This is a genomic window from Idiomarina loihiensis, assembly GCF_024584785.1.
GTDB classification, from domain to species: domain Bacteria; phylum Pseudomonadota; class Gammaproteobacteria; order Enterobacterales; family Alteromonadaceae; genus Pseudidiomarina; species Pseudidiomarina fusca.
In genome coordinates, this window is sequence record NZ_CP074112.1 from 274,897 (window position 1) to 297,076 (window position 22,180).

15 protein-coding genes and 4 pseudogenes are annotated in these 22,180 nt (G+C 51.1%); 16 read left to right on the forward strand and 3 right to left on the reverse strand.

Annotated elements, in window-relative coordinates:
• From KGF88_RS01210 to KGF88_RS01230, 7 genes and pseudogenes are all read left to right on the forward strand, one after another.
• Positions 1-1,053, forward strand: a complete 1,053-nt coding sequence (locus tag KGF88_RS01210; RefSeq protein ID WP_269464979.1) for an efflux RND transporter periplasmic adaptor subunit — start codon at positions 1-3, stop codon at positions 1,051-1,053.
• Positions 1,050-4,241, forward strand: coding sequence for an efflux RND transporter permease subunit (locus KGF88_RS01215; RefSeq protein ID WP_011788494.1), 3,192 nt, complete (start codon positions 1,050-1,052; stop codon positions 4,239-4,241). Before KGF88_RS01210 ends, KGF88_RS01215 begins: the two co-directional genes overlap by 4 nt.
• A 1-nt stretch (position 4,242) precedes the next feature.
• Positions 4,243-5,736: an efflux transporter outer membrane subunit gene (locus tag KGF88_RS01220; protein WP_011788495.1), complete on the forward strand. Its 1,494-nt coding sequence runs from the start codon at positions 4,243-4,245 to the stop codon at positions 5,734-5,736.
• A 213-nt stretch (positions 5,737-5,949) separates the two neighbouring features.
• Positions 5,950-6,042, forward strand: a pseudogene (locus KGF88_RS13885) (hypothetical protein); the annotation flags it as partial.
• A 16-nt stretch (positions 6,043-6,058) separates the two neighbouring features.
• Positions 6,059-6,559 (forward strand): annotated as a pseudogene (locus KGF88_RS13890) (efflux RND transporter permease subunit).
• Positions 6,550-6,933, forward strand: a pseudogene (locus KGF88_RS13895) (efflux RND transporter permease subunit). The pseudogenes KGF88_RS13890 and KGF88_RS13895 overlap by 10 nt, the downstream one beginning before the upstream one ends.
• A 97-nt stretch (positions 6,934-7,030) precedes the next feature.
• Positions 7,031-7,222 carry a heavy-metal-associated domain-containing protein gene (locus KGF88_RS01230; protein ID WP_015066565.1) on the forward strand — a complete coding sequence of 64 codons (192 nt, stop codon included), beginning with the start codon at positions 7,031-7,033 and terminating at the stop codon, positions 7,220-7,222.
• Positions 7,223-7,300: 78 nt separating this feature from the next.
• Here KGF88_RS01230 and KGF88_RS01235 read toward each other — a convergent pair.
• A pseudogene (locus KGF88_RS01235) lies at positions 7,301-7,803 on the reverse strand (IS4 family transposase); the annotation flags it as partial.
• A gap of 119 nt (positions 7,804-7,922) precedes the next feature.
• Between KGF88_RS01235 and KGF88_RS13900 the strand changes: the two are divergent.
• The 9 genes from KGF88_RS13900 to traN all read left to right on the forward strand — a co-directional run bounded on the left by KGF88_RS13900 (position 7,923) and on the right by traN (position 18,426).
• Entirely contained in the window at positions 7,923-8,195 is a 273-nt protein-coding gene (locus tag KGF88_RS13900) for a hypothetical protein (RefSeq protein ID WP_071979591.1), read from the forward strand.
• Positions 8,192-8,446: an IS66 family insertion sequence element accessory protein TnpB gene (gene tnpB / locus KGF88_RS01240; RefSeq protein ID WP_011788498.1), complete on the forward strand. Its 255-nt coding sequence runs from the start codon at positions 8,192-8,194 to the stop codon at positions 8,444-8,446. The genes KGF88_RS13900 and tnpB overlap by 4 nt, the downstream gene beginning before the upstream one ends.
• Positions 8,447-8,656: 210 nt before the next feature.
• The gene (locus tag KGF88_RS01245) at positions 8,657-9,349 is read left to right on the forward strand and encodes a DsbC family protein (RefSeq protein ID WP_015066567.1); all 693 of its coding nucleotides are present in this window, start codon (positions 8,657-8,659) and stop codon (positions 9,347-9,349) included.
• Entirely contained in the window at positions 9,349-11,748 is a 2,400-nt protein-coding gene (traC, locus tag KGF88_RS01250) for a type IV secretion system protein TraC (protein WP_015066568.1), read from the forward strand. The genes KGF88_RS01245 and traC overlap by 1 nt, the downstream gene beginning before the upstream one ends.
• Entirely contained in the window at positions 11,741-12,088 is a 348-nt protein-coding gene (locus tag KGF88_RS01255; RefSeq protein ID WP_015066569.1) for a hypothetical protein, read from the forward strand. Before traC ends, KGF88_RS01255 begins: the two co-directional genes overlap by 8 nt.
• Positions 12,072-12,584, forward strand: a complete 513-nt coding sequence (locus KGF88_RS01260; RefSeq protein ID WP_015066570.1) for a S26 family signal peptidase — start codon at positions 12,072-12,074, stop codon at positions 12,582-12,584. The genes KGF88_RS01255 and KGF88_RS01260 overlap by 17 nt, the downstream gene beginning before the upstream one ends.
• A 7-nt stretch (positions 12,585-12,591) precedes the next feature.
• Positions 12,592-13,719: a TrbC family F-type conjugative pilus assembly protein gene (locus KGF88_RS01265; RefSeq protein WP_289108732.1), complete on the forward strand. Its 1,128-nt coding sequence runs from the start codon at positions 12,592-12,594 to the stop codon at positions 13,717-13,719.
• Positions 13,703-14,731, forward strand: a complete 1,029-nt coding sequence (locus KGF88_RS01270; RefSeq protein WP_015066572.1) for a TraU family protein — start codon at positions 13,703-13,705, stop codon at positions 14,729-14,731. Before KGF88_RS01265 ends, KGF88_RS01270 begins: the two co-directional genes overlap by 17 nt.
• A gap of 2 nt (positions 14,732-14,733) precedes the next feature.
• Complete coding sequence (gene traN, locus KGF88_RS01275; RefSeq protein ID WP_015066573.1) at positions 14,734-18,426, forward strand: conjugal transfer protein TraN; 3,693 nt, start codon at positions 14,734-14,736, stop codon at positions 18,424-18,426.
• Between the two features lie 141 nt (positions 18,427-18,567).
• On the opposite strand, the gene KGF88_RS01280 is transcribed toward traN, so the two are convergent.
• Positions 18,568-20,244: a UvrD-helicase domain-containing protein gene (locus KGF88_RS01280; RefSeq protein ID WP_015066574.1), complete on the reverse strand. Its 1,677-nt coding sequence runs from the start codon at positions 20,242-20,244 to the stop codon at positions 18,568-18,570.
• Positions 20,241-22,166: an ATP-dependent nuclease gene (locus tag KGF88_RS01285; RefSeq protein WP_015066575.1), complete on the reverse strand. Its 1,926-nt coding sequence runs from the start codon at positions 22,164-22,166 to the stop codon at positions 20,241-20,243. The genes KGF88_RS01280 and KGF88_RS01285 overlap by 4 nt, the downstream gene beginning before the upstream one ends.
• Positions 22,167-22,180 lie beyond the last annotated feature (14 nt).

A 22,180-nucleotide genomic window follows, 5' to 3' on the forward strand; every position in this document is an offset into this window, starting at 1 on the left:
GTGCCCGAGGGAAGTCTGGTACGCAAGGGGCAATTGTTGTTCCAGATTGACCCACGGCCTTTCCAAGTCGCGCTCGACACCGCCACGGCGCAGTTGCGGCAGGCTGAGGTGCTGTCCAGTCAGGCTCAGGCCGACTTTGATCGTGCCGAGCGGCTTGTTGCCACTGGCGCCCTGTCTCGGAAGACCTATGACGATGCAGTCTCCGCACGCAATGCGCGTCAGGCGCAGGTACAGGCGGCAAAGGCCACAGTCGCAGCGGCGCAGCTCGACCTGTCCTACGCGCGGGTATCGGCACCAATTGCCGGGCGCGTGGACCGAGTGCTGGTGACCGAGGGCAACCTGGTCAGCGGCGGCGGTGCAGGAGCAGCCACGCTACTTACCACGATCGTGTCCATCGATCCTGTGCACGTCTATTTCGACATCGATGAGGCAACCTACGTCAATGTGGTGAGCCGCTCGAGACCTGGTTCAGGGACTCATGCTTCGTTGCCCGTTCAAGTAGGCTTGAGCACTGACAGAAACTTTCCGTACAAGGGCGTGCTCGACTTCGTCGGCAATGCGATTGATAGAAGTACCGGCACGATCCGCGCTCGCGCGGTCGTCCCCAACCCTGATGGACGGCTGACGCCTGGGCTGTTTGCGAGGGCCAAGCTCTCCACCGCAAGCTCTCGGCAGGCCGTCCTCATCGACGACCAAGCGGTTGGCACCGATCAAGGCCGAAACTATGTTCTGGTCGTGGGTGAAAACAACCAAGCTCAGTATCGTCCGATTGAGCTGGGTCCCGTAGTCGACGGTCTGCGCGTTATAAACGGTGGCCTGCAGGGTGGCGAAAAAATCATAATCAAAGGCCTCGTACGACCTGGTATGACTGTCACGCCGCGCATGGTGCCCATGCAGGGGCCGGCAGCACCGGCCGCCGGCGCTCCCGACGCGACTAAGACTGCGGCTAGTGCCCCGGCAGTCCCTGCGGAGTCTGCCAAGGCCGCTGGGGCGGCTGGGGCCGATCAGGTCAAGGCTGACAGCGCAGCTGGCTCAGCGGAGGCTCGCAAATGAATTTCCCCCGTTTCTTCATCAACCGCCCTATCTTCGCAATCGTCCTTTCGGTGCTGATGCTGATCGCGGGCGCGATCAGCTACTTCCAGTTGCCACTGAGCGAGTACCCTCAGGTTACCCCCCCAACGGTACAGGTCACGGCGAGCTATCCCGGCGCCAATCCGCAAGTGATTGCCGACACCGTGGCATCGCCGCTAGAGCAAGCCATCAACGGCGTGGAAGGCATGATGTACATGCAGTCCCAGATGTCCACGGACGGAAAGATGGTGCTCACCATCTCTTTCGAGCAACACATCAACGCCGATATCGCGCAAATCCAGGTGCAGAACCGGGTGTCGCGTGCGCTACCCCGGTTGCCACCCGAGGTCCAACGCATCGGCGTTGTGACTGAGAAGACCGCGCCCGACATCCTGATGGTTGTGAACATGCTATCGCCAGGGGATCGTTACGACCCGCTGTATGTGTCCAACTACGCGATGCTCAACGTCCGTGACGAACTGGCACGCCTGCCGGGCATCGCCAACGTGTTGCTTGGTGGTGAGGGTGAGTACGCGATGCGGGTCTGGCTCGACCCCGAAAAGGTTGCGTCTCGTGGCATGACCGCTAGCGATGTGGTCGCCGCCATTCGGGAGCAGAACGTGCAGGTTGCGGCCGGCTCTATCGGTCAGCAGCCTAACGCCTCGTCTGCCTTTCAGGTCACCGTCAACGCACTCGGGCGTCTCACCACCGAAGAGCAATTCGGCGATATCGTCATCAAGGCTGGCACCCACGGCCAGGTTACACGCTTGCGCGACGTGGCACGTGTGGAGTTAGGTGCGGAGAACTACACCATGCGCGCCCAACTTGATGGCGGCAACACGGTTGGCATTCAGATCCTGATGACGCCTGGCTCCAATGCACTAGATGTGTCTAGCGCGGTACGCGCGACGATGGATCGTCTACAAGCAAGCTTTCCAGAGGGCATCGAGTACAAGATCGCCTACGATCCTACGGTCTTCGTGCGGGCCTCGCTTCAGTCTGTAGCGGTCACGCTGCTAGAGGCGATTCTGCTGGTGGTGATCGTGGTGGTGCTGTTCCTGCAATCCTGGAGAGCGTCGATCATCCCGCTGATCGCCGTGCCGGTCTCGCTGGTCGGCACCTTCGCCGTAATGCACATGTTCGGCTTCTCGTTGAACACACTGTCATTGTTCGGCCTCGTACTCTCAATCGGCATTGTTGTGGACGACGCCATCGTCGTGGTAGAAAACGTGGAGCGCCACATGGCACTTGGCGAGTCGCCCAAGGACGCAGCGCTCAAAGCCATGGACGAGGTTACTGGCCCGATCCTGGCCATCACCTCGGTGCTGGCGGCGGTCTTCATTCCCTCGGCGTTCCTGTCTGGGCTGCAAGGCGAGTTCTATCGCCAGTTCGCGCTGACCATCGCGTTCTCGACCATCCTATCGGCGATCAATTCGCTCACACTGTCGCCCGCGCTGGCCGCCATCCTGCTCAAGCCGCATCATGGCGCGGCCCAGCCCGATCGAGTCACGCGCCTCATCGACGGCCTGTTTGGTGGCTTCTTCCGCCGCTTCAACCGCTTCTTTGACAGCGCCTCGAATGCTTATGTCGGAGGCGTGCGCCGCGCAGTTCGCGGAAGTGCTGTGGTGCTGCTGCTCTATGTCGGTTTCCTGGGGTTGACGTGGCTGGGCTTTCATAAGGTACCTGCCGGCTTTGTGCCCGCACAGGACAAGTATTACCTCGTGGGCATCGCCCAGCTTCCGACTGGTGCCTCGCTGGACCGCACCGACGCGGTTGTCAAGGAAATGAGCAAGATCGCGCTTGCCGAGCCTGGCGTCGAAAGCGTGATGGCATTCCCCGGCTTCTCCTTCAACGGCCCAGTGAATCAGCCCAACACCGCGCTGGTGTTCGCCATGCTCAAGCCCTTCAACGAACGAAAGGACCCGTCGTTGTCGGCGTTCGCCATTCAAGGCAGGCTCATGGGCAAATTCAGTCAAATACCGGACGGCTTCGTCGGGATTTTTCCTCCGCCACCGGTGCCTGGCCTGGGTTCAATGGGCGGCTTCAAGTTGCAGATCGAAGACCGTGCGGGCCTGGGGCCAGACGCACTTGCACAGGCCCAAGGTCAGATCATGGGCAAAGCCATGCAAGCGCCTGAGCTGGCCAACATGTTGGCCAGCTTCCAGGCCAATGCTCCACAGTTGCAGGTGGACATCGACCGCGTAAAGGCCAAGTCGCAAGGTGTGTCGCTGACCGAAGTTTTTGACACGCTGCAGATCAATCTGGGCTCGCTTTATGTCAATGACTTCAATCGATTTGGCCGAACTTACCGAGTGATGACGCAGGCCGATGCGAAGTTCCGTATGCAGGCTGAAGACATTGGCATGCTGAAGGTGCGGAACGCTTCGGGGGACATGATCCCGTTGAGCGCGATCGCGACGATCTCACGTAGCTCCGGTCCCGATCGAGTGATGCACTACAACGGGTTCCCATCAGCTGACATCAGCGGCGGACCAGCACCGGGCTATTCGTCTGGCCAGGCTACTGCCGCGATCGAGAAGATCGTGAGCGAATCGCTGCCGGACGGCATGACCTACGAATGGACTGACTTGACGTTCCAAGAAAAGCGGGTTGGCAACACCTCCATCTACATTTTTGCGTTGGCAGTGCTGTTGGCATTCTTGTTCCTGGCAGCTCAGTACAACAGTTGGTCGCTTCCATTCGCTGTTCTGTTGATCGCGCCCATGGCGTTGCTTTCGGCGATCGCCGGTGTTTGGCTTACGGGCGGCGACAACAATATCTTCACGCAAATTGGCTTCGTGGTGCTCGTAGGCCTGGCAGCCAAGAATGCAATTCTGATCGTGGAGTTTGCCCGTGCCAAGGAGAGTGAAGGTGTCGATCCGTTGGCGGCCGTGCTTGAAGCGGCGCGGCTGCGGCTGCGCCCGATTCTGATGACGTCACTGGCTTTTATCGCTGGCGTGATACCGCTGGTGCTCGCGAGTGGAGCGGGTGCCGAGATGCGTCACGCAATGGGTATCGCTGTGTTCGCCGGCATGTTGGGCGTGACGGCATTCGGTCTGGTGCTCACGCCGGTGTTCTACGTCGTAGTGCGCAAGCTGGCGTTGCGTCGTGAAGCCAGTCAAGCCCGCGTCGGTATGAGCGACAAGCATAACGGCCAGGAGGAATTTTGAGATGAAGAAACCTTTCGCACTCACACAACCTGCCAAGAGCTTGGCACCGGTAGCTTTCGCGATAGCGTTAGCCGGTTGTTCCATGGCACCCAAGTACGATCGGCCGCCAGCGCCGATTGATATAGTATATCCTTCGGGCGCGGCCTATGCAGAACCGGCGAAAGCGACGCCAGAGGCCCCAGTCACGGACGCGGCCGATATCGGCTGGCGAGATTTCTTCCGCGACCCGCTGTTGCAACAATTGATCGGTATCGCGCTGGAGAGCAACCGCGACATGCGCAAAGCTGCGCTCAACGTTGAGGCGGCGCAGGCACTGTACCGCATTCAGCGCGCTGAGGTGCTCCCGAACTTGGGGGTATCCGGCAGAGGGGCCGCAGAACGACTGCCAGCCGATCTCAGCAACACCGGCGCTGCCGACGTCGTGCGTCGTTACGAGGTTGCTGGGGTGACCGCTGCCTGGGAACTGGACGTCTGGGGCCGTATCCGCAGCCTCAGCAACCAAGCGCTGGCTTCCTACTTGGCTATGGACGAGACTCGCATAGCGACGCAGATGAGTTTGATCTCTGAGGTTGCTAACGCCTATCTCACGTTGCGGGCTGACCAGGAGTTACTGCAGTTAACAGGCGAGACGCTCGGCACGCAAAAGCGTTCGCATGAACTTACTGCCCAACTGTTCGAGGCTGGCAATGCCACGCAACTTGACGTGCGCCGCTCGGAAATTGTACTGCGTACAGCCGAGGCCAACTTCGCGGACTACACACGTCAAACGGCCAAAGACCGAAACGCGCTAGTGCTACTGCTCGGCCAGCCGCTGACGCTTGAGCTGTCGCAGCAACTTGACAAAGCCATAGTGCTGCCGGATGGCATCGTGCCGACCGAACTGCCCAGTGGCCTACCTTCTGAGTTGCTCGTGCGCCGACCGGATGTGCGCGCGGCCGAGCAGGTACTTCTGGGTGCCAACGCCAGTATCGGAGCAGCGCGAGCCGCTTTCTTCCCCACCATCAGCTTGACGGGTTCGGCGGGGACGGCAAGCGCATCGCTTGATGGGCTCTTCGAATCGGGTTCGCGCGCCTGGAGCTTCTTGCCGCAGATTACGGTGCCTATTTTCCGGGGTGGCGCGTTGCGCGCCAATCTGGATGTGGCGCACGTAAAAAAGCGCATCGAGATCGCCAACTACGAGAAGTCCATTCAAGTTGCTTTTAGTGAAGTGGCTGATGGCCTTGCCGGCAAGCGAACACTTGATGAGCAGATTCGTTCAGAGCAATTCCTGGTTGCTGCTAGTCAGGGCATGTATGACCTGGCCGAGCAACGTTTCAGGGAAGGTGTGGACGATAACCTCACCTTGCTTGACGCGCAGCGTACGCTGTACAGCGCGCAGCAGACGTTGGTGCGTACGCGTCTGGCTCGGTTGAGCAACCTTATCGCGCTCTACAAGGCTCTGGGAGGCGGGTGGACAGAGAGCACACCAAGTGGTGTGGCGCAAGCGAGTCGATAGTTAGTTTTTCCCTACTGGCACTGGTATTGGATATTCGTACCAAGAAATGACGCATGGTGGCAGTCGCCTCCATGCGTGTGTAGATGAGTATGAAAACCGGCGAGCTTGCAAAGCTAACGAGGACTCCCTGGGTTCTACGAGGCTCAGGGTCTTTTACCTGCTCCTGATCGTTATAGCAACAACTAAAGGCAATAAAGGCAGGAGCAAGTTGAGCGGTTGCAGCTTATACTAAGTTGCAAAGTATTAGGTATCAGTCTGGAGCAGATCCGGACTATCTCAGGGGGTAGCTTTGACCGACATTTTTGATGTATTACAGGTAAATTTGGGATCGCTTTACGTCAATGATTTTAATGGATTTGGCCGTACCTACCGTGTAATAACTCAAGCTGATGCCCCATTCCGTATGCAGGCAGACGATATTGGATTATTGAAAGTCAGGAATTCTGCTGGTGATATGATCCCTTTATAAGTATTGATCAATATCAAACTAACTTCAGATCCTGATCGCGTTATGAGATACAACGGCTATCCATCCGCTGATATTACGGGAGGTACTGCATCAGGATATTCTTTTGGTCAGGCTACAGATGCTATTGAGAAAATAGTTAAGGAAAATCTACCTGAAGGTATGGCGTACGAATGGACTGATCTGACCTATCAGGAAAAATTAGCGGGCAATTCCGCACTGTATATTTTCCCATTGGCGGTATTCTTTGCATTCTTGATTCTTGCCGCTCAGTACAACAGTTGGTCGCTTCCATTTGCTGTGCTGCTTATTGCACCAATGGCACTCCTTTCTGCAATTGGCGGTATATGGATCTAAACGGTGATAATAACATCTATACTCAAATTGGCTTCGTTGTTTTAGTCGGGCTGGCCGCAAAAAATGCCATTTTAATCGTTGATTTTGCAAGGACTCAGGAGAATTAGTGACGATCACCGCTTGGGGCCGTACTCGAGGCAGCGTACATACGTTTGCGTCCTATTTTGATGACTTCTCTTGTATTTATTGCTGGTGTGATATCTCTTGTACTAGCTAGTGGTGCTGGAGCAGAAATGCGTCACGCCATGGGTATTGCAGTGTTTGCCGGTATGCTTGGTGTAACCTTCTTTGGATTACTACTTACGCCGGTGTTTTACGTTATAGTAAGAAATCTGTCATTAAGAAAAAACGCAGAAAGTATAGTCAATCTTTAGTGAAAAGATATCAGAGTGAAATGAGTTTAGACCTTGACCTTACAACAGTGGAAAGCCCTACAATCAGAAGTACTCAAACCAAACTGGAGGTATATAAATGCAATTTCATTTAGAAAATATGACATGTGGGGGCTGCGCCCGGACGGTAACTAAAGCAATTAAGGATATAGACCCAGAGGCTACAGTTTTAACTGATCCTCCGACTCGTAAGGTGACGGTAAAAACTTCATTATCAGTTGAAAAGGTCTCCTATGCTCTAATTGAAGCAGGCTTCCCTCCTCGGGATTAGTATTTTCCTTTTACGGTTGCCTCCTGAATGAGGCAACTTTAAATTTCGCATTCAGGGCATTCATTCATAGACTGGACCTTAAGAATTAAGCCCATGCAGTATCCCATCTAACGTGATGTTTTGTTTGTCTTTTGACTGTTGGGCTTTTTGGGCGTTCTTCGTTATATAACGGGTCGCCCAATCTATCCTCTCCGCTATTTCTGACCATGCGTGCTGGCTGATGCTTTCAAGATCGGCAACAGCCAAATTTCCACATTTTTGGCGGCCTTGAATAGCTAGACTGATGGCATGATTTGAAGAAAGACGCTTCGCCGAATGATCAGAGCGAGCAGGCTTGACCATACCAAACCATCTACAATCGCTTTCTGTGCCGCCATAAATTTCTGCAAGTTTGTATGGGATTTCAACTCTTTGAATCGCAACTTCACCTGCCAGCGACAACGATAGATTGCCATAACATCATCCGCTTAGTAGGTTTCCCGCGGGAGGTTGATAAGCCAGATGCAAAATCGTATTTCTCCGGCAAAACAGAGCCTTATTACTCTGAATATCTGCTTTCCTCGACGAACTTGCAAATCGAGCGTAAGCGCCTCATAAACCGCGCATTCTAATCACCTAACACGCAGAATAAGATCAAGTCTCCAACCATAAGGAGATTTAAAATGGCAAACGATGCACCAACCAATAATGGCAAACGCTAATCAAGCAATCTGAATCGAGTTCATTATCAACACTCACATTTTGTAAGCTCAATCAACTCAATCCCTCAACGTTCTCTGCCAAGCGCCAGCAACTCAACAACACTGGCGCATCTCAAGGTTTTGTTAGAGCAGAAGTCGTTGAAAAGATAACTCAGTATCAGGCCCAAGTGGCAACCGCCAACATGACACTCTTCGTCAATGATATCGAACTGCGCAATCCCCAATGCACGCCAGTAAGTAACCTGGCTGAACTCATCGGTGCGCTATCATGAAAGGCATGCTGAGCTCACTAGAGATTTATCTGTATCGTGAAAGTGTCGATTTTAGAAAGTCCATCAACGGCCTTGCCGCGATTATCGAAAGTGACACCGATTTACCGTTAGTAAGTGGCGCATTATTCCTGTTCACCAAAAACAGCGCGATAAAATCAAAGTGTTGTGCTGGCGTGTGCCACGAACAAAAGGTTAATACCTTTTGGATCTGTATTTCTGATGAGAGAAGGCCTCTCGAAATCTACCTGTAGGGGGCGGTTTCAAAACCACCAAGTGCTTCTGTAAAGTGCGGTTTGGAGACTTATCTGATCGCTCATTCAACACTGAGTTCACCTTCGCAGGTGATCTACACTTCGGAGCAGCTATTTAGTAAGGTATTCAATTCTTCAATCTATCTAACCGAGTCCACATAGGACAACTGCATAGACTGGAGCCTCGATTTACATTAACGAGGACTCCTCATGCGAAAACTATCTCCATTTATTCTGGCGCTTGCGCTGTCTCCTTTTGTTCAAGCTGAACCTGTGTCTGAAGTGTCGCCCGTTGGCAAAATTGACGGCATGGTTTCTTTACCTGTCACGGGTATGAAAGCGGTCGAAAGCAATAACCGTATTATTTTTATGTCAGACAGTGGCCGGTTCGTCATTGATGGCACGCTCTATGATGCCTGGTCCAAAAAGCCGCTTACCAGCCTTGAAGAAATTCGAGAAGCGGGAAACACGCTGGACTTAAGTCGCCTTGGCTTAAAAATGGCTGATTTGAACCCACTGACTTTAGGCGAAGGCAAAAAGAAAGTGGTGGTCTTTGTTGACCCTCGGTGCCCACATTGCCATGAGCTTTTGAAACAAGCCCTGCCGTTAACCAAAGAATACACCTTCCAAATTCTCCCTGTGCCAGTGCTTGGTCCAGATTCAGAGCGTCAGGTTCGCCAGCTTGGCTGTGCGCGTGACAAGAAAGCGGCCACCGATGCATTGCTGAATGGCCGGATTGGTAACCTAGAACAGGATGATGCCTGCAACTTAGAACCAATGCAGCGTACCTTGGTGACGGCTCAAATTCTGGGCATTCAAGGTGTGCCTTTCATTGTCGCCAATGATGGTCGCATCAGCCGAGGTCGTCCTTATGACCTTTCTGCTTGGTTGGAGGGGCGTTAATGAAAGCCTCTTTGTATTCAGGACAACGCGCTTCAGAGCTATTGCCAGTATTGGCCTATTCAGACGATGAGCAACTGTTTTTCATGGAAGACCAAAGTGTTGGCTTTGGTTTTCTATGTGACCCATTGCCGGGTGGTGATGAGTCTGTTGCAGACAGGGTTAATGTTCTACTCAACAACGACTGGCCAAAAGACACTTTGCTGCAATTTGGCCTTTACGCCTCGCCTGATATTCAAACCGACCTTCAGCGCATGATGGGCTTACGGCATCGTCAATCTGATCCATTGCTTAGGGCGTCGATACGCAAACGTGCGGATTTCCTCGATGGGGGCACGGTTCAATCGATAGAAGAATCGACCCAGACTCAGGTACGCAACTTTCAACTGATCGTCACCTGCAAATTGCCTTTGGAAAGTCCTATTCCGACGGAGCGTGAGTTGAGTCGAGCATCCGCGCTTCGGGCTTCTTTCTCGCAAGCGCTGGCAACGGTTGGTTTTCGCGTCACTGAGATGACTGACCGAAACTGGCTCGCGGCAATAAGTGCTCAGCTTAACTGGGGAAAAGATGCTTCCTGGCGTAATCCATCACCAATCCGCAGTGAGGCAGATAAACCACTTCGGGAGCAAGTGTTGGATTATGACCGAGCTATCAAGGTGGATAGCCAAGGTCTGATGCTGGGCGATTACCGAGTTAAAACCTTATCGTTTAAACGCTTGCCTGAGCGGATCTGGTTTGGTCATGCCGCAAGTTTTGCGGGCGATATGATGACGGGCAGTCGCGGTTTACGCGGCAGCTTTTTGCTAAATGTCACCATTCACTTTCCCTCAGCTGAGGCGATGCGATCTCGTTTAGAGACGAAGCGTCAGTGGGCGGTCAATCAGGCCTATGGCCCGATGCTCAAGTTTGTGCCGGTGCTTGCAGCCAAGAAAAAGAGATTTGATGTTCTTTTTGAAGCTTTGCAAGAAGGTGATCGTCCTATTCGGGCAAATATGACTTTGACGCTGTTTTCCCCAACGGAAGAAGCGTCCATCAGTTCTGTTTCAAATGCTCGAACCTATTTCAAAGAACTCGGATTTGAGCTGATGGAAGACAAGTACTTCTGTTTGCCCATTTTTCTGAATGCCCTGCCATTTGGTGCCGACCGCCAGGCGATGAACGACTTGTTTCGATTCAAGACCATGGCGACACGGCATGTGATCCCTCTGTTGCCTTTGTTTGCGGATTGGAAAGGCACTGGCACGCCGGTGATTAACTTTGTTTCCCGTAATGGCCAGATCATGAGTGTGTCCCTTTATGACTCGGGCAGTAATTACAATTGTTGCATCGCGGCGCAATCGGGATCGGGTAAGTCATTCCTGGTGAACGAAATCATCTCCTCCTACCTATCAGAAGGCGGGCAATGCTGGGTGATTGATGTTGGCCGCTCTTATGAAAAGCTGTGTGAAGTCTATGACGGTGAGTTCTTACAGTTCGGGCGAGACAGTGGCATTTGCTTAAATCCGTTTGAAATCGTTGAGGACTATGACGAAGAAGCGGATGTGTTGGTTGGGTTATTGGCCGCAATGGCCGCACCTACGCAGTCATTAACCGATTTTCAGATGGCAAACCTAAAGCGTCAGACCCGTGAACTGTGGGAGAAAAAAGGTCGTGCCATGTTGGTTGATGATGTGGCAGAGGCTTTAAAAAATCATGAAGACCGACGTGTGCAAGACGTGGGTGAGCAGCTCTATCCGTTTACGACACAGGGCGAATATGGCCGATTCTTTAATGGCCACAACAATATTCGCTTCAAAAACCGTTTCACCGTTCTGGAGTTAGAAGAGCTTAAGGGGCGTAAGCATCTACAACAAGTAGTGTTGCTTCAGCTTATCTACCAAATCCAACAAGAGATGTACTTAGGTGAGCGGGATCGTCGCAAGATTGTGTTCATTGATGAAGCTTGGGATCTGCTGACTCAAGGTGATGTCGGTAAGTTCATTGAGACGGGTTACCGTCGATTTCGAAAATATGGCGGCAGTGCTGTAACGGTAACGCAGTCGGTCAACGATTTGTATGACAGCCCAACAGGTAAAGCCATCGCTGAAAACTCGGCCAATATGTACCTGCTTGGCCAAAAAGCTGAAACCATCAACGCGCTCAAAAAAGAAGGCCGCTTGCCACTAGGTGAAGGCGGCTATGAATACCTGAAAACGGTTCATACCGTCACGGGTGTCTATTCCGAGATTTTCTTTATTACCGAAATGGGCACCGGGATTGGCCGCCTCATTGTCGATCCGTTTCACAAGCTGTTGTACTCGTCCCGTGCAGAAGATGTAAACGCGATTAAACAGTTAACGCGCAAAGGCCTTTCTGTTGCTGATGCCATCTCTCAGTTGTTGAAGGAGCGAGGCTATGAATAAGACCACGCTTTGGCCATTTATGGCCTCTATTACTTTGTCTATTGCAGGCAGCGGTTTAATGACCAGCTGGCTCTTAATGAAAACACTCGAACCCATCCACAGCCAGTTGGCGTTAAGTACGCCCATTGCAGTCGTAGATTTTGGGGAGGCGGTGTTGTCACTGGGCCCCAATGCCAGCGAACAAGACATCGAATCCAGGTTGCTTCAGACCAATCAGCAAATTGAAAAGTTAAAAACAGCCGGTTTTATCGTGCTGGATGCCCAAGCGGTGGTGGGTGCTGATGATTCCGTATTTGTGCCAGTAGGCTCAAAGGAGGTGTCTCATGCAGATACTCCGTAAAAGAATGCCTTGGCGGCCATACCTCATCCGGTTGACTGTTCTTGCGTTAATCATGGCCTTGGTAGGCACCTACGCCATGATGCGCTACCGAATAGGTATTGATACCCAGCAAGAGCGCTGCCTGCCTGATACCACGGTGTATCTGATTGACCTATGGAATAAAGAGCCCGTTAAGGATGGTTTGTATGCCTTCCACTCAAAAGGACTTGCTCCGTTATATAACGACGGTACTCGGATGCTGAAACGCCTAACAGGGATGCCAGGGGATGAAGTCAAGGTGACGCCTGAGCATGTACTGGTGAATGGTGCTGAAGTCTCTACCGGCATGGCATTAGCCCAGCGTCTTGGTGTGGCTGAAACAGAATTTAGCCGCTCATTGACGCTGCAAGAAAACGAGTATTGGTTTTCCGGTGAGGCCGCAACGAGTTTCGACTCCCGCTATTGGAACGCCGTTAAGCGCGAGCAGATTGTCGGTCGCGCTTGGCCGCTTTGGTAGGAGGTAGATGATGCAAAGACTATGTCTCTTATTTTTGTTGGTTGCGCCATTGGCTTGGGTTCAAGTGTCCTGGGCACAAGAGCCTTTTCCGTTGTCTGACGAAGACAAAAAGATCGTCGAAATGAGCCGCAGCATTTTACAAAGTGCTGTGGATGGTTCATCTGAATTTATTGAGCCTTTTGCACCGATTGAACAACCTGCGTCGCTCAAACACAACGATGAATGGTTGATTTTTGCGTCGTCTTCACTGGGAGATTCGTCACTGAAGCAGCTATTTAAAGAGGCCAGTGCTACCGGCGCTATTGTGTTGTTTCGGGGAATTCCTGAAGGAAAGACCTTGGGGGCGGCTATCCGTGATTGGCATACGCTGATGACGGGGCTTGATCCTGTTCCTCAGGTTCGAATCGATCCGAAAGCCTTTGTGCACTGGCGGGTGACTAGCGTGCCTGCCATTTTCCGCATAGAAGATGACAAGGTGACTGCAAGTGCACTAGGGGTTTACAGCAACGACTGGTTGCAGCGTCAAATTGAAACAGGCAATACCGGTTCATTGGGTCAACGCGGTCCTATTCATTCCATTTTAGAACCGGATTTGATGCAAGTGGCGATGCAGCGTTTACAGTCGATTGACCTGGGCGCATTAAAGAAAAAAGCCATTGAGCGTTTCTGGTCTCGCCAAACTTTCACTGACTTACCCAAAGCCACGCAGTATCGGATAAGAATGGTTGATCCAACCATCGTCATGAAGCGGCCACTATTGGATGCCAATGGCCGAACATTGATCCCAGCAGGAACGCGTATTAACCCGCTAAAAGCCTTGCCGTTTACTCAGCAGCTTGTGGTGTTTAATGCGTCGAACGCTGAAGAAGTGGACGCAGTTGCGCATTGGCTTGAGACGCAAGATAGGACACTGCGCCGCATTACGCTTATCACCACGCAGCTCGACCGTACTCAAGGTTGGAATAGCCTCAATGCGCTCGAAAAGACATTGGACAGTCCGGTTTACCTTCTCAATGCCTCGCTAAAGCAGCGCTTTGATCTGCAAGTCACCCCATCGTTTGTTCAAGCAAAGGGGCTCGCGTTTGAAATAGAAGAAATTCCAGCAAAGGAGCTTGTTCATGAAAAAGCTCAATAATACGTATCGTCTGTTGCGGACTCTCGTTGTCATGTTTGTCCTGGGCGCATCTATTTCTGCTAAAGCCGAACTGACCTGCCCAGACGCGGGTTTATTGTCCGGTAAGTTGCTGACGGATGTTTGCTGGTCATGCATTTTTCCTATCCGGGTTGCAGGTCTTCCACTTGGCTCTGGCAGTGTCCCAAGCGGCGCATCAAACAAGTCGTTTTGCTTATGTGAAGACAACTTAGGTGTGCCAAGGCCAGGTATTGTTACCAGCATGTGGGAGCCAGCGCGTCTGATTGAACTGGTCAGAACGCCGGGTTGTTCGCCTTCACTGGGAGGGATTCGCTTACCGTTAGGTGATAGGCGATTGCAAGGTGGTCATGGTGAAGGTGAATACGATACCGGTGATCTTGCTTTCTATCATTACCATTATTACGCCTTTCCGCTTTTGGTCATGCTCGATTTGTTCATGGATGGCAATTGCAATGCCGATGGTTACATGGATTTTGACTTGATGTATTTGTCGGAATTGGACCCAACATGGCTGAACGATGAACTGGCCTTTTTTACTCAGCCTGAAGCTGCTGCTGTTGCTAATCCATTGGCTATCTCTGCTTGTACCGCTGACGCTGCTTCATCAACGCTTGGTAAACCCATCGATCAGTTGTTTTGGTGTGCTGGCAGTTGGGGCCATCTCTATCCGTTATCTGGCCACACCTTAGCCTTTGGTTCATTAGCAGAAAACACCAGCCATTTAGCGGCGCGTGCAATCGCGGCTCAACACAGGCGTGGTCTTGCAAGACGAACAATGGGGAGCAGTGCGCTATGCCGACCTGTTATCGAACCCATGCTGCCGAAATCCCAATACAAGATGAGTATGTTCTTCCCTGTACCGGAAACTGAAAGTGCGCATGTCATCGGTGAAAGCACCATGAAATGGGGAGAGTGGCGAACGATCCCCGGTGCCGGTGAAGATGCGCTCTACATTTTGTGGCGCTGGCAAGACTGCTGTAACTCGGGAGGTTAACCATGAAACCAACACTTTTTACCCGAGTTTTAGCGGGTATTTTATCAATCACTATGGCGTGCCTGCCCTTACATGGTGTGGCCGCTGATGTGCAGCGCCAATCCGGCTTAAGCGGACAACAAGAAGGTAAGCAATTGCTGCAAAACTGGACGATGCCCGCACTCAATGGCAATACATTGTCGGTGCCGAATGGCAGTGGTAATGAGTCCATTAACTTGCAAGAGCTTTTCCCTGGTATGGATCAGGGCTCATTGGATGTCTTAACGGGCGTTTATGGCTCTGATGCCAGCATGAATCAATTGGGGACACAGCGCCAAGAGAGCATGGCATCCGAAAGTGGCGCTACGGGTGAAGCATTTCGTTCGCTACAGGAAATCAAAGACAGGTCTCGGCCAGATATGGTCAATGATCCGCTTTGGGCATTAACTGATGCGGTTCAAACTGACCCAAATCTATTAACGCAAAGCTTCCCCGGCTGTGAGTCTCAAGGTGAAGGCAGCCCAAACTACCAGCAATGTGACAGGCTCAATACAGCGGTTAACAGCTGCACGATTACTCACGATTACACGGCAGGCATTATTGAGCATGTTTCAGGACCAATGAACCTTCGCTCTTGTGGTGAGGGATGTCTTGAAGTTTGGATTGGACGAATTGGCGACAACTACTGGAGTGGCCGTTGTAAAGTGTTTGAACAGGCCATCACACTCAAAGTCGTGAACCCCGATGCGATTACCTCAGCCGTTCTTGAATACGCCAAATGGGATGACTACATGCAAGTGTGGCTTGGTGATCAGAAAGTCTGGTCTGGGCCGAACAATAACTTTCCACCAGAAACGGCTGGCCGCTGCGAGCTCAGTACAAGTTGGGAGCGCAATCCTAATACTGACTTAACCTCTAAGCTAAAAGCGGTAGAGCCCGGTTTAGAAGTGCCAGTAAAAATTCGCGTATCGGTAACGGGTAGTGGTGAGGGGTATGCACGTATCAAGGTGCGCTTTGATCCAACCAAGGTGGTGATGAATGATAGTTGGTCGCCACAATCCTGTATCGAACAAGCAGCGGATATCCCGACTAAGTTTTCAGACTACAGCATTCAATGCACGGATCAGCCGTCTTCAACCAACGGATGTACGGTGGTCAATGGTGTTTCAGTTTGTGAATCCTACTTTGCTCCAAGCCCTGTGGCTGGCATATCGCCTTTGTGTCGGCGTGTACAAGTCAGTGTGGATGATGAAAGCTATAAGGGGATTGAAAATCAGGCCTGCCAAGTGCTTGAAGCGAATCCTTCCTGTGGATTCATGTCGTCAGAATGTGCCGAAACCAATGATAAAGGTGAATGCATTCGTTTTACCGATACCTATGACTGTGGATTGCAAACCAGCGATCCAAAGTGCGTGGTATCCAATCTTATGCCGAGTAGTTTTGAGGCATGTGAGCCTACTCAGACGATTACGCCATTTACTGAAACCAAGCATGTACCGGATTACCAGGTGTGCGAGAAGATCAGCACGCTTACTCAGTGTCAGTTAGAACGACGTGTATCCGCTGAAACCCATCAACAAAGCTGGTCCATTGAGCGCGGTTGCTTTAGCTCTGAAACGCTCAGCTTTGTTCCACAGCACAGCAGTACCATGCAAACTGGAAACGCGACGCTGAGAGTGTTTGATAATCAAAATACTGAGATAAAAATCACCGAGTCGCCGTCCAAGGCAAATGGCTGGAAAACGACACTCTCATTGACGGGCAACAAGGAGACGGTCACAGAGACGAAACCGTCCATTAAATACCCTGAAATGACCTGTCCAAAAGGAACCTTGGTTGGCTCATTGTGCAAGGTCGTTAATGGGTCGATTATTTCGTGGCATGAACCGCAGGAAGTCACGCGTTCCAGATGTGAGTCCGGCTGGAACAAAGTCGATTTCGATACTTGCAGCCGAGAAGTTCAGAAGTGTTTGGCTCCTGCGAAACTGAGTGCTTCCTTGACCTTCTCTGGCAAATACTTAGAGCAAGACGTTGTTCATCAATCAAGTGATCCGGGCATAGACCAATGCTTGATGCAAACGGATCAGTTCACTGCGGTGCAGTGGCAGTGTTTGGATACGGGCATAAAACGAATCGACGGGTTAACAGTTGGTAGTGGCGAGTTGGCCAATCTTGGAAGCCTTTATCCGACGGTTGTTTCGTCTCCTGCTCATTTAACCAGTCGTGGCAGCTCTGATGGACTGGGGCTCTCATGCTGGAGGGCAAAAGCGACCTACAATGCTTCGACTGCTCATCCAGAATTCAACATGGGCAGCTCAGATAGCTGGGTAGATGCCAATGGTAATACACAAACCATCGTCAATAACGGACAAAACACGACCACCAATACGTGTGCCGCGCTGGAGCAAAACCCGGCCTGCCAGTATGTCAGAACCGAATGCACTGAAGGCGGGGCTGGTCATGAAGGCTTCTGTTATATCCAAAGTTTGGTGTATGACTGTGGACAAAGCGTTGAAGTGCAAAATGCACGAATGGAAACTCAATACAACTGTGAGGGGCCAGTTCGCTGTATGGGCACAGATTGTTTAGAGCCAGAGTCAATCAAGCAGGCTAACTTTGCAGAGGCCGCCGCGATGCTTAATGCGGCGCAGTTTATGACCAATGATATGTCATGCACGGGAGCTGATGGCCAAGATAACGTCGAGTGTACGGTCTTTAAAGGTAATGCTGGCCAGTGCAAAAAAGCCGTTGGCGGTATAGTGGATTGCTGTGAAAAGCCAAGTGGCGTGTCGTTATCGGATTACATCACAATGATTGTGGCGGTCAACAAGCTTGATACGGCAGTCATGGCCATGAATCCGTCGTCGGCAATCTATGGTTCCTGGAATACGCTTAGGGAGCCAATCACGAGTACTTGGAGTGCGGTCAAAGAGCCCTTTGTGTCTGCTTGGGACTCTCTTATGGGGGCTGGGCCATCAACGGCTGCTGGCGCGGGAGCGGAGCAAGCTGCGACTGGCTTCATGCAGGTGTTGACCAACAAAACGGCTGAATGGGTAGGTACGACCTTTGGTTCGGGGGCGCAATCGGCACTGTTTAGTAACGTTGGTGGCGCAGTTGGAGCCGATGGTGTCGTTTCGGGTGGTAACTTTGCGCTGGGTGGCGCTGCGGGCGCGGTTCTGAGTACGGTTATGACGGCCTACATGATTTACTCAGTCACCATGATCCTCATTCAGCTTATCTGGAAATGTGAGCAGAGTGAGTTTGAGATGAACGCTAAGCGGGTATTGAAGAGTTGCCACTATGTGGGCTCTTACTGCAAGTCTAAGTTCTTAGGTGCCTGTGTTGAGAAACGGCAATCATATTGCTGCTTTACTTCGCCGCTTTCACGGATCATTCAAGAGCAAGTGCGTCCGCAATTGGGCCTTGGCTGGGGCAGTGCGAAATCTCCAAACTGTGAAGGATTGACCGCGAGTCAGTTAAACCAGGTGGATTGGAGCCAAGTCAATCTGGATGAATGGATAGGTATCTTATCGATAACAGGCAACCTACCCGAAGTACCGTCACTGGATCTGGAAAGACTCACAGGCTCAGGAAGTACGCTAAACGTTGATGGAAATCGTCAGAGTGCCGCAGACAGAGCCCTTGAACGGCTAAACGGAATGGATGCCCAGAAACTGCGTCAGGAGGCGACGGAGGAAATTTCGGGGAATAACTAGAAGAAAAAATCTTTGTCAGCTCCAGTATATTTTGGAGCTGACATCGCGCTAGATGTTGCATTATATTTAGTAAAGAGAACGTTTTTGAGGACGGTTTATGGCTTTGCAAGTTTTGAACTGAGTAGTTTAGCTAATGACTTTTTAAATGTGCGTTAAATCGGTAATAAACTGTGCTGCATATTGAAGATATTCCTGTTGTGGAGTTCGAATTACATCCCATCTTTTAGCATAGTTAAGGGGCCTGTCGCGTTGTTTAGCGTATGTAAGAACAAGCCGACGCTTGGCACGGGATACACCAACAAAGAAAGCACACAGATTAGAATCTTGATCCCCAAAAAATATTTCGTTCTCAACGGCCAAAATTATCGTTGAGTCGAACTCCAATCCTTTGCTCTTATGGATAGTCAGAATACGCACAGCCTGATCATCAGAGAAACGAGTCAAGGCTTGAGGCAAGTCGGGGGTAAGTTCAAGCAATTCTTCAATGCGCGCTTTGGTATCTCCCACAACTTCACCTAATCTGGCATGTGACTCATAGTCAGGCGAGAGAGCAACAAGAGTCTCCATTCCTATTTTCTTCAAAAATCTACACACAGAATCCCACCATCCCGAAAACGGTTCATCCAACAACTCGGCCATGGCGATGATTTTTCGCTGTTCCTTGAAGAAGCTTTGGAAATTTTGCCTGACGCTAGACTGCACCTCGTCATCGGCAAAGGGAATCAATTGATTCATCAGCCGAATCCAGGCTTTGGGCTCTCGCTGGCCATAGAGACAGGACAAATAGTCAACAACGAGCCTTGCGGCAGGTTCGACAGTAATATCCTGCATCTCCTGCTCATTCCGGTACGGTATTCCCCTAACTTCCAATGCCACCATCAGGTGATTGGCGTAAAGATCTAGTTGTTTGGACACTAATACGGCGATTTCGGATAACGGAACCTGTTCATTTCTTATCCACCCGGCAATCAAATCGGCCAAGTACTCAGCTTCACCCTGGGCATTCTCGAATTGCCACGCGAAGACCTCTCCCTCTTCACCAGCAAGTTGGTGATCTGGCATGACGGAAGCCGGATCGAGCACGCGAATTATCTCGTTCTGCATCCGAAGCAGGCGTGGTTTTGAACGAAAGTTTCGGTACATGTTTAATGGGACCGCTGAAAAATCCCTAGCGAACGTTTGGAAAATTCCGTCCAATGCACCTGCCCATCCCATGATTTTCTGCTTGGTATCACCGACAGCAGTGAGACGAATGCTCGTACCTTGGAAGGCTACCTTCACGAGTTCATACTGCTGATCCGTGCAGTCCTGGAATTCATCCAAGAAAACATCGCTGTAAGTTTGGCGTATGGCATTTCTTGCGACAGTGGAGGCCTTAAGAATTTGAATTGCTAGCGGTACAAGATCATGAAATGTAATTTGCCTTTTTGTGACTTTTCTTTCGCCAATCGAATAATCCAGATCAAGAGCATCATTACCAGTAAGCACTACTCGGAAGCGATCAATAATACGCTTTGCAAACGCATGAAATGTGTAGCTATCAAAACGGGAAGCCAATTCTTGTCCACAGCGTTGCTGGATTCGCTCCTTCAAGTTTTTGCTGGCGTCAACTTTGAAAGAGATAGCGAGTATTCTCTTCGGATAACGGCAGGTTCCGGTTCGTAGGAGGAAGTCAGCTCTTTGTGCAAGCATTTCCGTCTTGCCCGCGCCCGGCCCCGCCGTCAGTGCAAGACAGCGCGCTTGTTCCTTCGCAGCCCGCAGTGCATTGGGTTCAAGAGTTAGCCCATCCGAAGGCAGCCATGCATCTACAGCAATCACTCGGGCAGTTCCGCAAGCTTGGCGATCACGGCATCAGTGAGTCGTCCAAATGATTCAGGCATGTTCGCCAGCAAATCCTCGTCGCTTAGTTGAGCGAGAGCTTCGATATGAGCAGCGGGCTTGCTGCCCAGTTTAAAAAGCTTGTGATACGTAGAGAAAAGATTTAACTCGTCATAGCTATATTGGGATGGGTCATGATGGCTCTTGCCTAACACGGCTTTAATTGTTGAGTCATCCGGAACTTCCTGCTGAACACCGTAAGCATCTGGGAAAGCAAGGAGCATTGAAAAATCTAAATCCATTGGAAATGAGAAAAACACACCACGCATTTCCAGCTCTGCAAATACACTCTTAGTGCCGTTTTCAAAGAAGTGGTGGGTACGAACAGGTACTTTGTCATCATTCCAATCTGATAAAGAAAAAGTATTTGGCAGAACTTTTTCAGGTTGATATAAGCCAAGTTGGTTATTTACATACTTTATTCTTCCCCAGCCCGCTTGATATCTGCCCACATCTAAATCGAGAAGGGTCAAAAATGGGATTTGCAGTGCTGATAACAGGCGCCAAAAATGATTGACATGCCTACCTCCAAGCGGAGCAATCGTAACCGCTGATTCATCAACTGGCGCACCCTTTGCTTGGAAAAGGCGCGGTAGTACAATTTCTTCGCTATCCCCTTCACCCAACACAACCAAACGTGAGAAGTAAATCTCAGGGAATGCCTGGACAGCCTCGCGTACAAACTTGTGCGCTTCATCGGTTTTAGCGGGTAATTGGATTTTCGTAATTCTTGATTGCCGGGTTTCGGTAAGTCGAAGATATCGAATATGTTCCGGATCGACACGTCGTAACATTGACGGAGCATGCGTAGCGATTAGGGCCTGAGCATCCTCGTTGCTCGTCATGGAGTTCAGAGCGCTGACAATCCGCCCCAGATAGTGAGGCGAGAGGCTGTTCTCTGGTTCCTCAAGGGCAATCAAAGTAAAGACTGGCGGACGCAATTTTTCTGGGTCAAAAGAGCCGTCCTCACCGGCAAGGACAGCACGCCCAATTGCTTGAGATGAAAGAACCAATGACAGATAGAGCATCGACTTCTGGCCGTCACTGAGTCTGGAAAAATCGACAAGATGTTCATCATGTCCAGGCGAGAATGATACGGACAAATGACGAAGCAACGCCTCGATCTCAGATGCCACAAAAGTAATCTTGGGATCTGTAAAGTAGCTGCCTTTATGAAGGGTGCCCCAAGTTTTCTTCAGGTGGGCACTAAAAGCATTGACCGATGGATTAGCAGCCAAACTCTCACTAATCTGGTCGGTGAACCCTTTGACTTCCTCCCGTTCATTTTCCCAGTTCACTGCCCGTAGCAAGCGGCCAAGCAGCGCGTTCGTTCCATATGCTATGTGGTCAGTCGGATCTCTTCTTGCGGGCAGATAGTGGACTTGTATGTGATTTCGTTCAGACCTTGGAACCGTTTGAGGATTTAGAGGCGAACCATCCGGGCCAGCTTCAAGCACATACACAAAAGTCTCATCAATATCCCCATCCAGGCCCATAGTGGCACTTAGGCGATATCGTACCCTAGGAATTCCGTCAGGGTCATCAAGGCGCATGTGACTGAAATGGGGAGCAACGGTCGAGTTATCTTCTTCATCCTCCAACTCGGGGAACACGAAGTCCGCCTCAATCCATAACTGCCTTTCTTCGGGCGCTTCTTGTTCATCGTGCGGGACATGGAAGTCTGAGCGCTGAATACGGCGTAATGATGGATCAAATGCAAACAGTCGGCACAAAGCCTGGAGTGCAGCAGTCTTGCCTGACCCGTTGGGGCCAATCAGATAGGTAATATTTTCCAGTGTCAGTTCTGTTGGTTCAGCACCAAAACTCTGAAAATTTGAAACCCGAATACTGTGCAGTTTCATCCTTTTTTCCTAAT

Excerpts from the sequence above, each read along its gene's own strand:
- KGF88_RS01285 (WP_015066575.1), bottom strand. The coding sequence starts at position 22,166 with ATGAAACTGCACAGTATTCGGGTTTCAAATTTTCAGAGTTTTGGTGCT.
- KGF88_RS01265 (WP_289108732.1), top strand. The coding sequence starts at position 12,592 with ATGATGCAAAGACTATGTCTCTTATTTTTGTTGGTTGCGCCATTGGCT.
- traC (WP_015066568.1), top strand. The coding sequence starts at position 9,349 with ATGAAAGCCTCTTTGTATTCAGGACAACGCGCTTCAGAGCTATTGCCA.
- KGF88_RS01230 (WP_015066565.1), top strand. The coding sequence starts at position 7,031 with ATGCAATTTCATTTAGAAAATATGACATGTGGGGGCTGCGCCCGGACG.
- traN (WP_015066573.1), top strand. The coding sequence starts at position 14,734 with ATGAAACCAACACTTTTTACCCGAGTTTTAGCGGGTATTTTATCAATC.
- KGF88_RS01220 (WP_011788495.1), top strand. The coding sequence starts at position 4,243 with ATGAAGAAACCTTTCGCACTCACACAACCTGCCAAGAGCTTGGCACCG.
- KGF88_RS01270 (WP_015066572.1), top strand. The coding sequence starts at position 13,703 with ATGAAAAAGCTCAATAATACGTATCGTCTGTTGCGGACTCTCGTTGTC.
- KGF88_RS01260 (WP_015066570.1), top strand. The coding sequence starts at position 12,072 with ATGCAGATACTCCGTAAAAGAATGCCTTGGCGGCCATACCTCATCCGG.
- KGF88_RS01215 (WP_011788494.1), top strand. The coding sequence starts at position 1,050 with ATGAATTTCCCCCGTTTCTTCATCAACCGCCCTATCTTCGCAATCGTC.
- tnpB (WP_011788498.1), top strand. The coding sequence starts at position 8,192 with ATGAAAGGCATGCTGAGCTCACTAGAGATTTATCTGTATCGTGAAAGT.
- KGF88_RS01255 (WP_015066569.1), top strand. The coding sequence starts at position 11,741 with ATGAATAAGACCACGCTTTGGCCATTTATGGCCTCTATTACTTTGTCT.
- KGF88_RS01245 (WP_015066567.1), top strand. The coding sequence starts at position 8,657 with ATGCGAAAACTATCTCCATTTATTCTGGCGCTTGCGCTGTCTCCTTTT.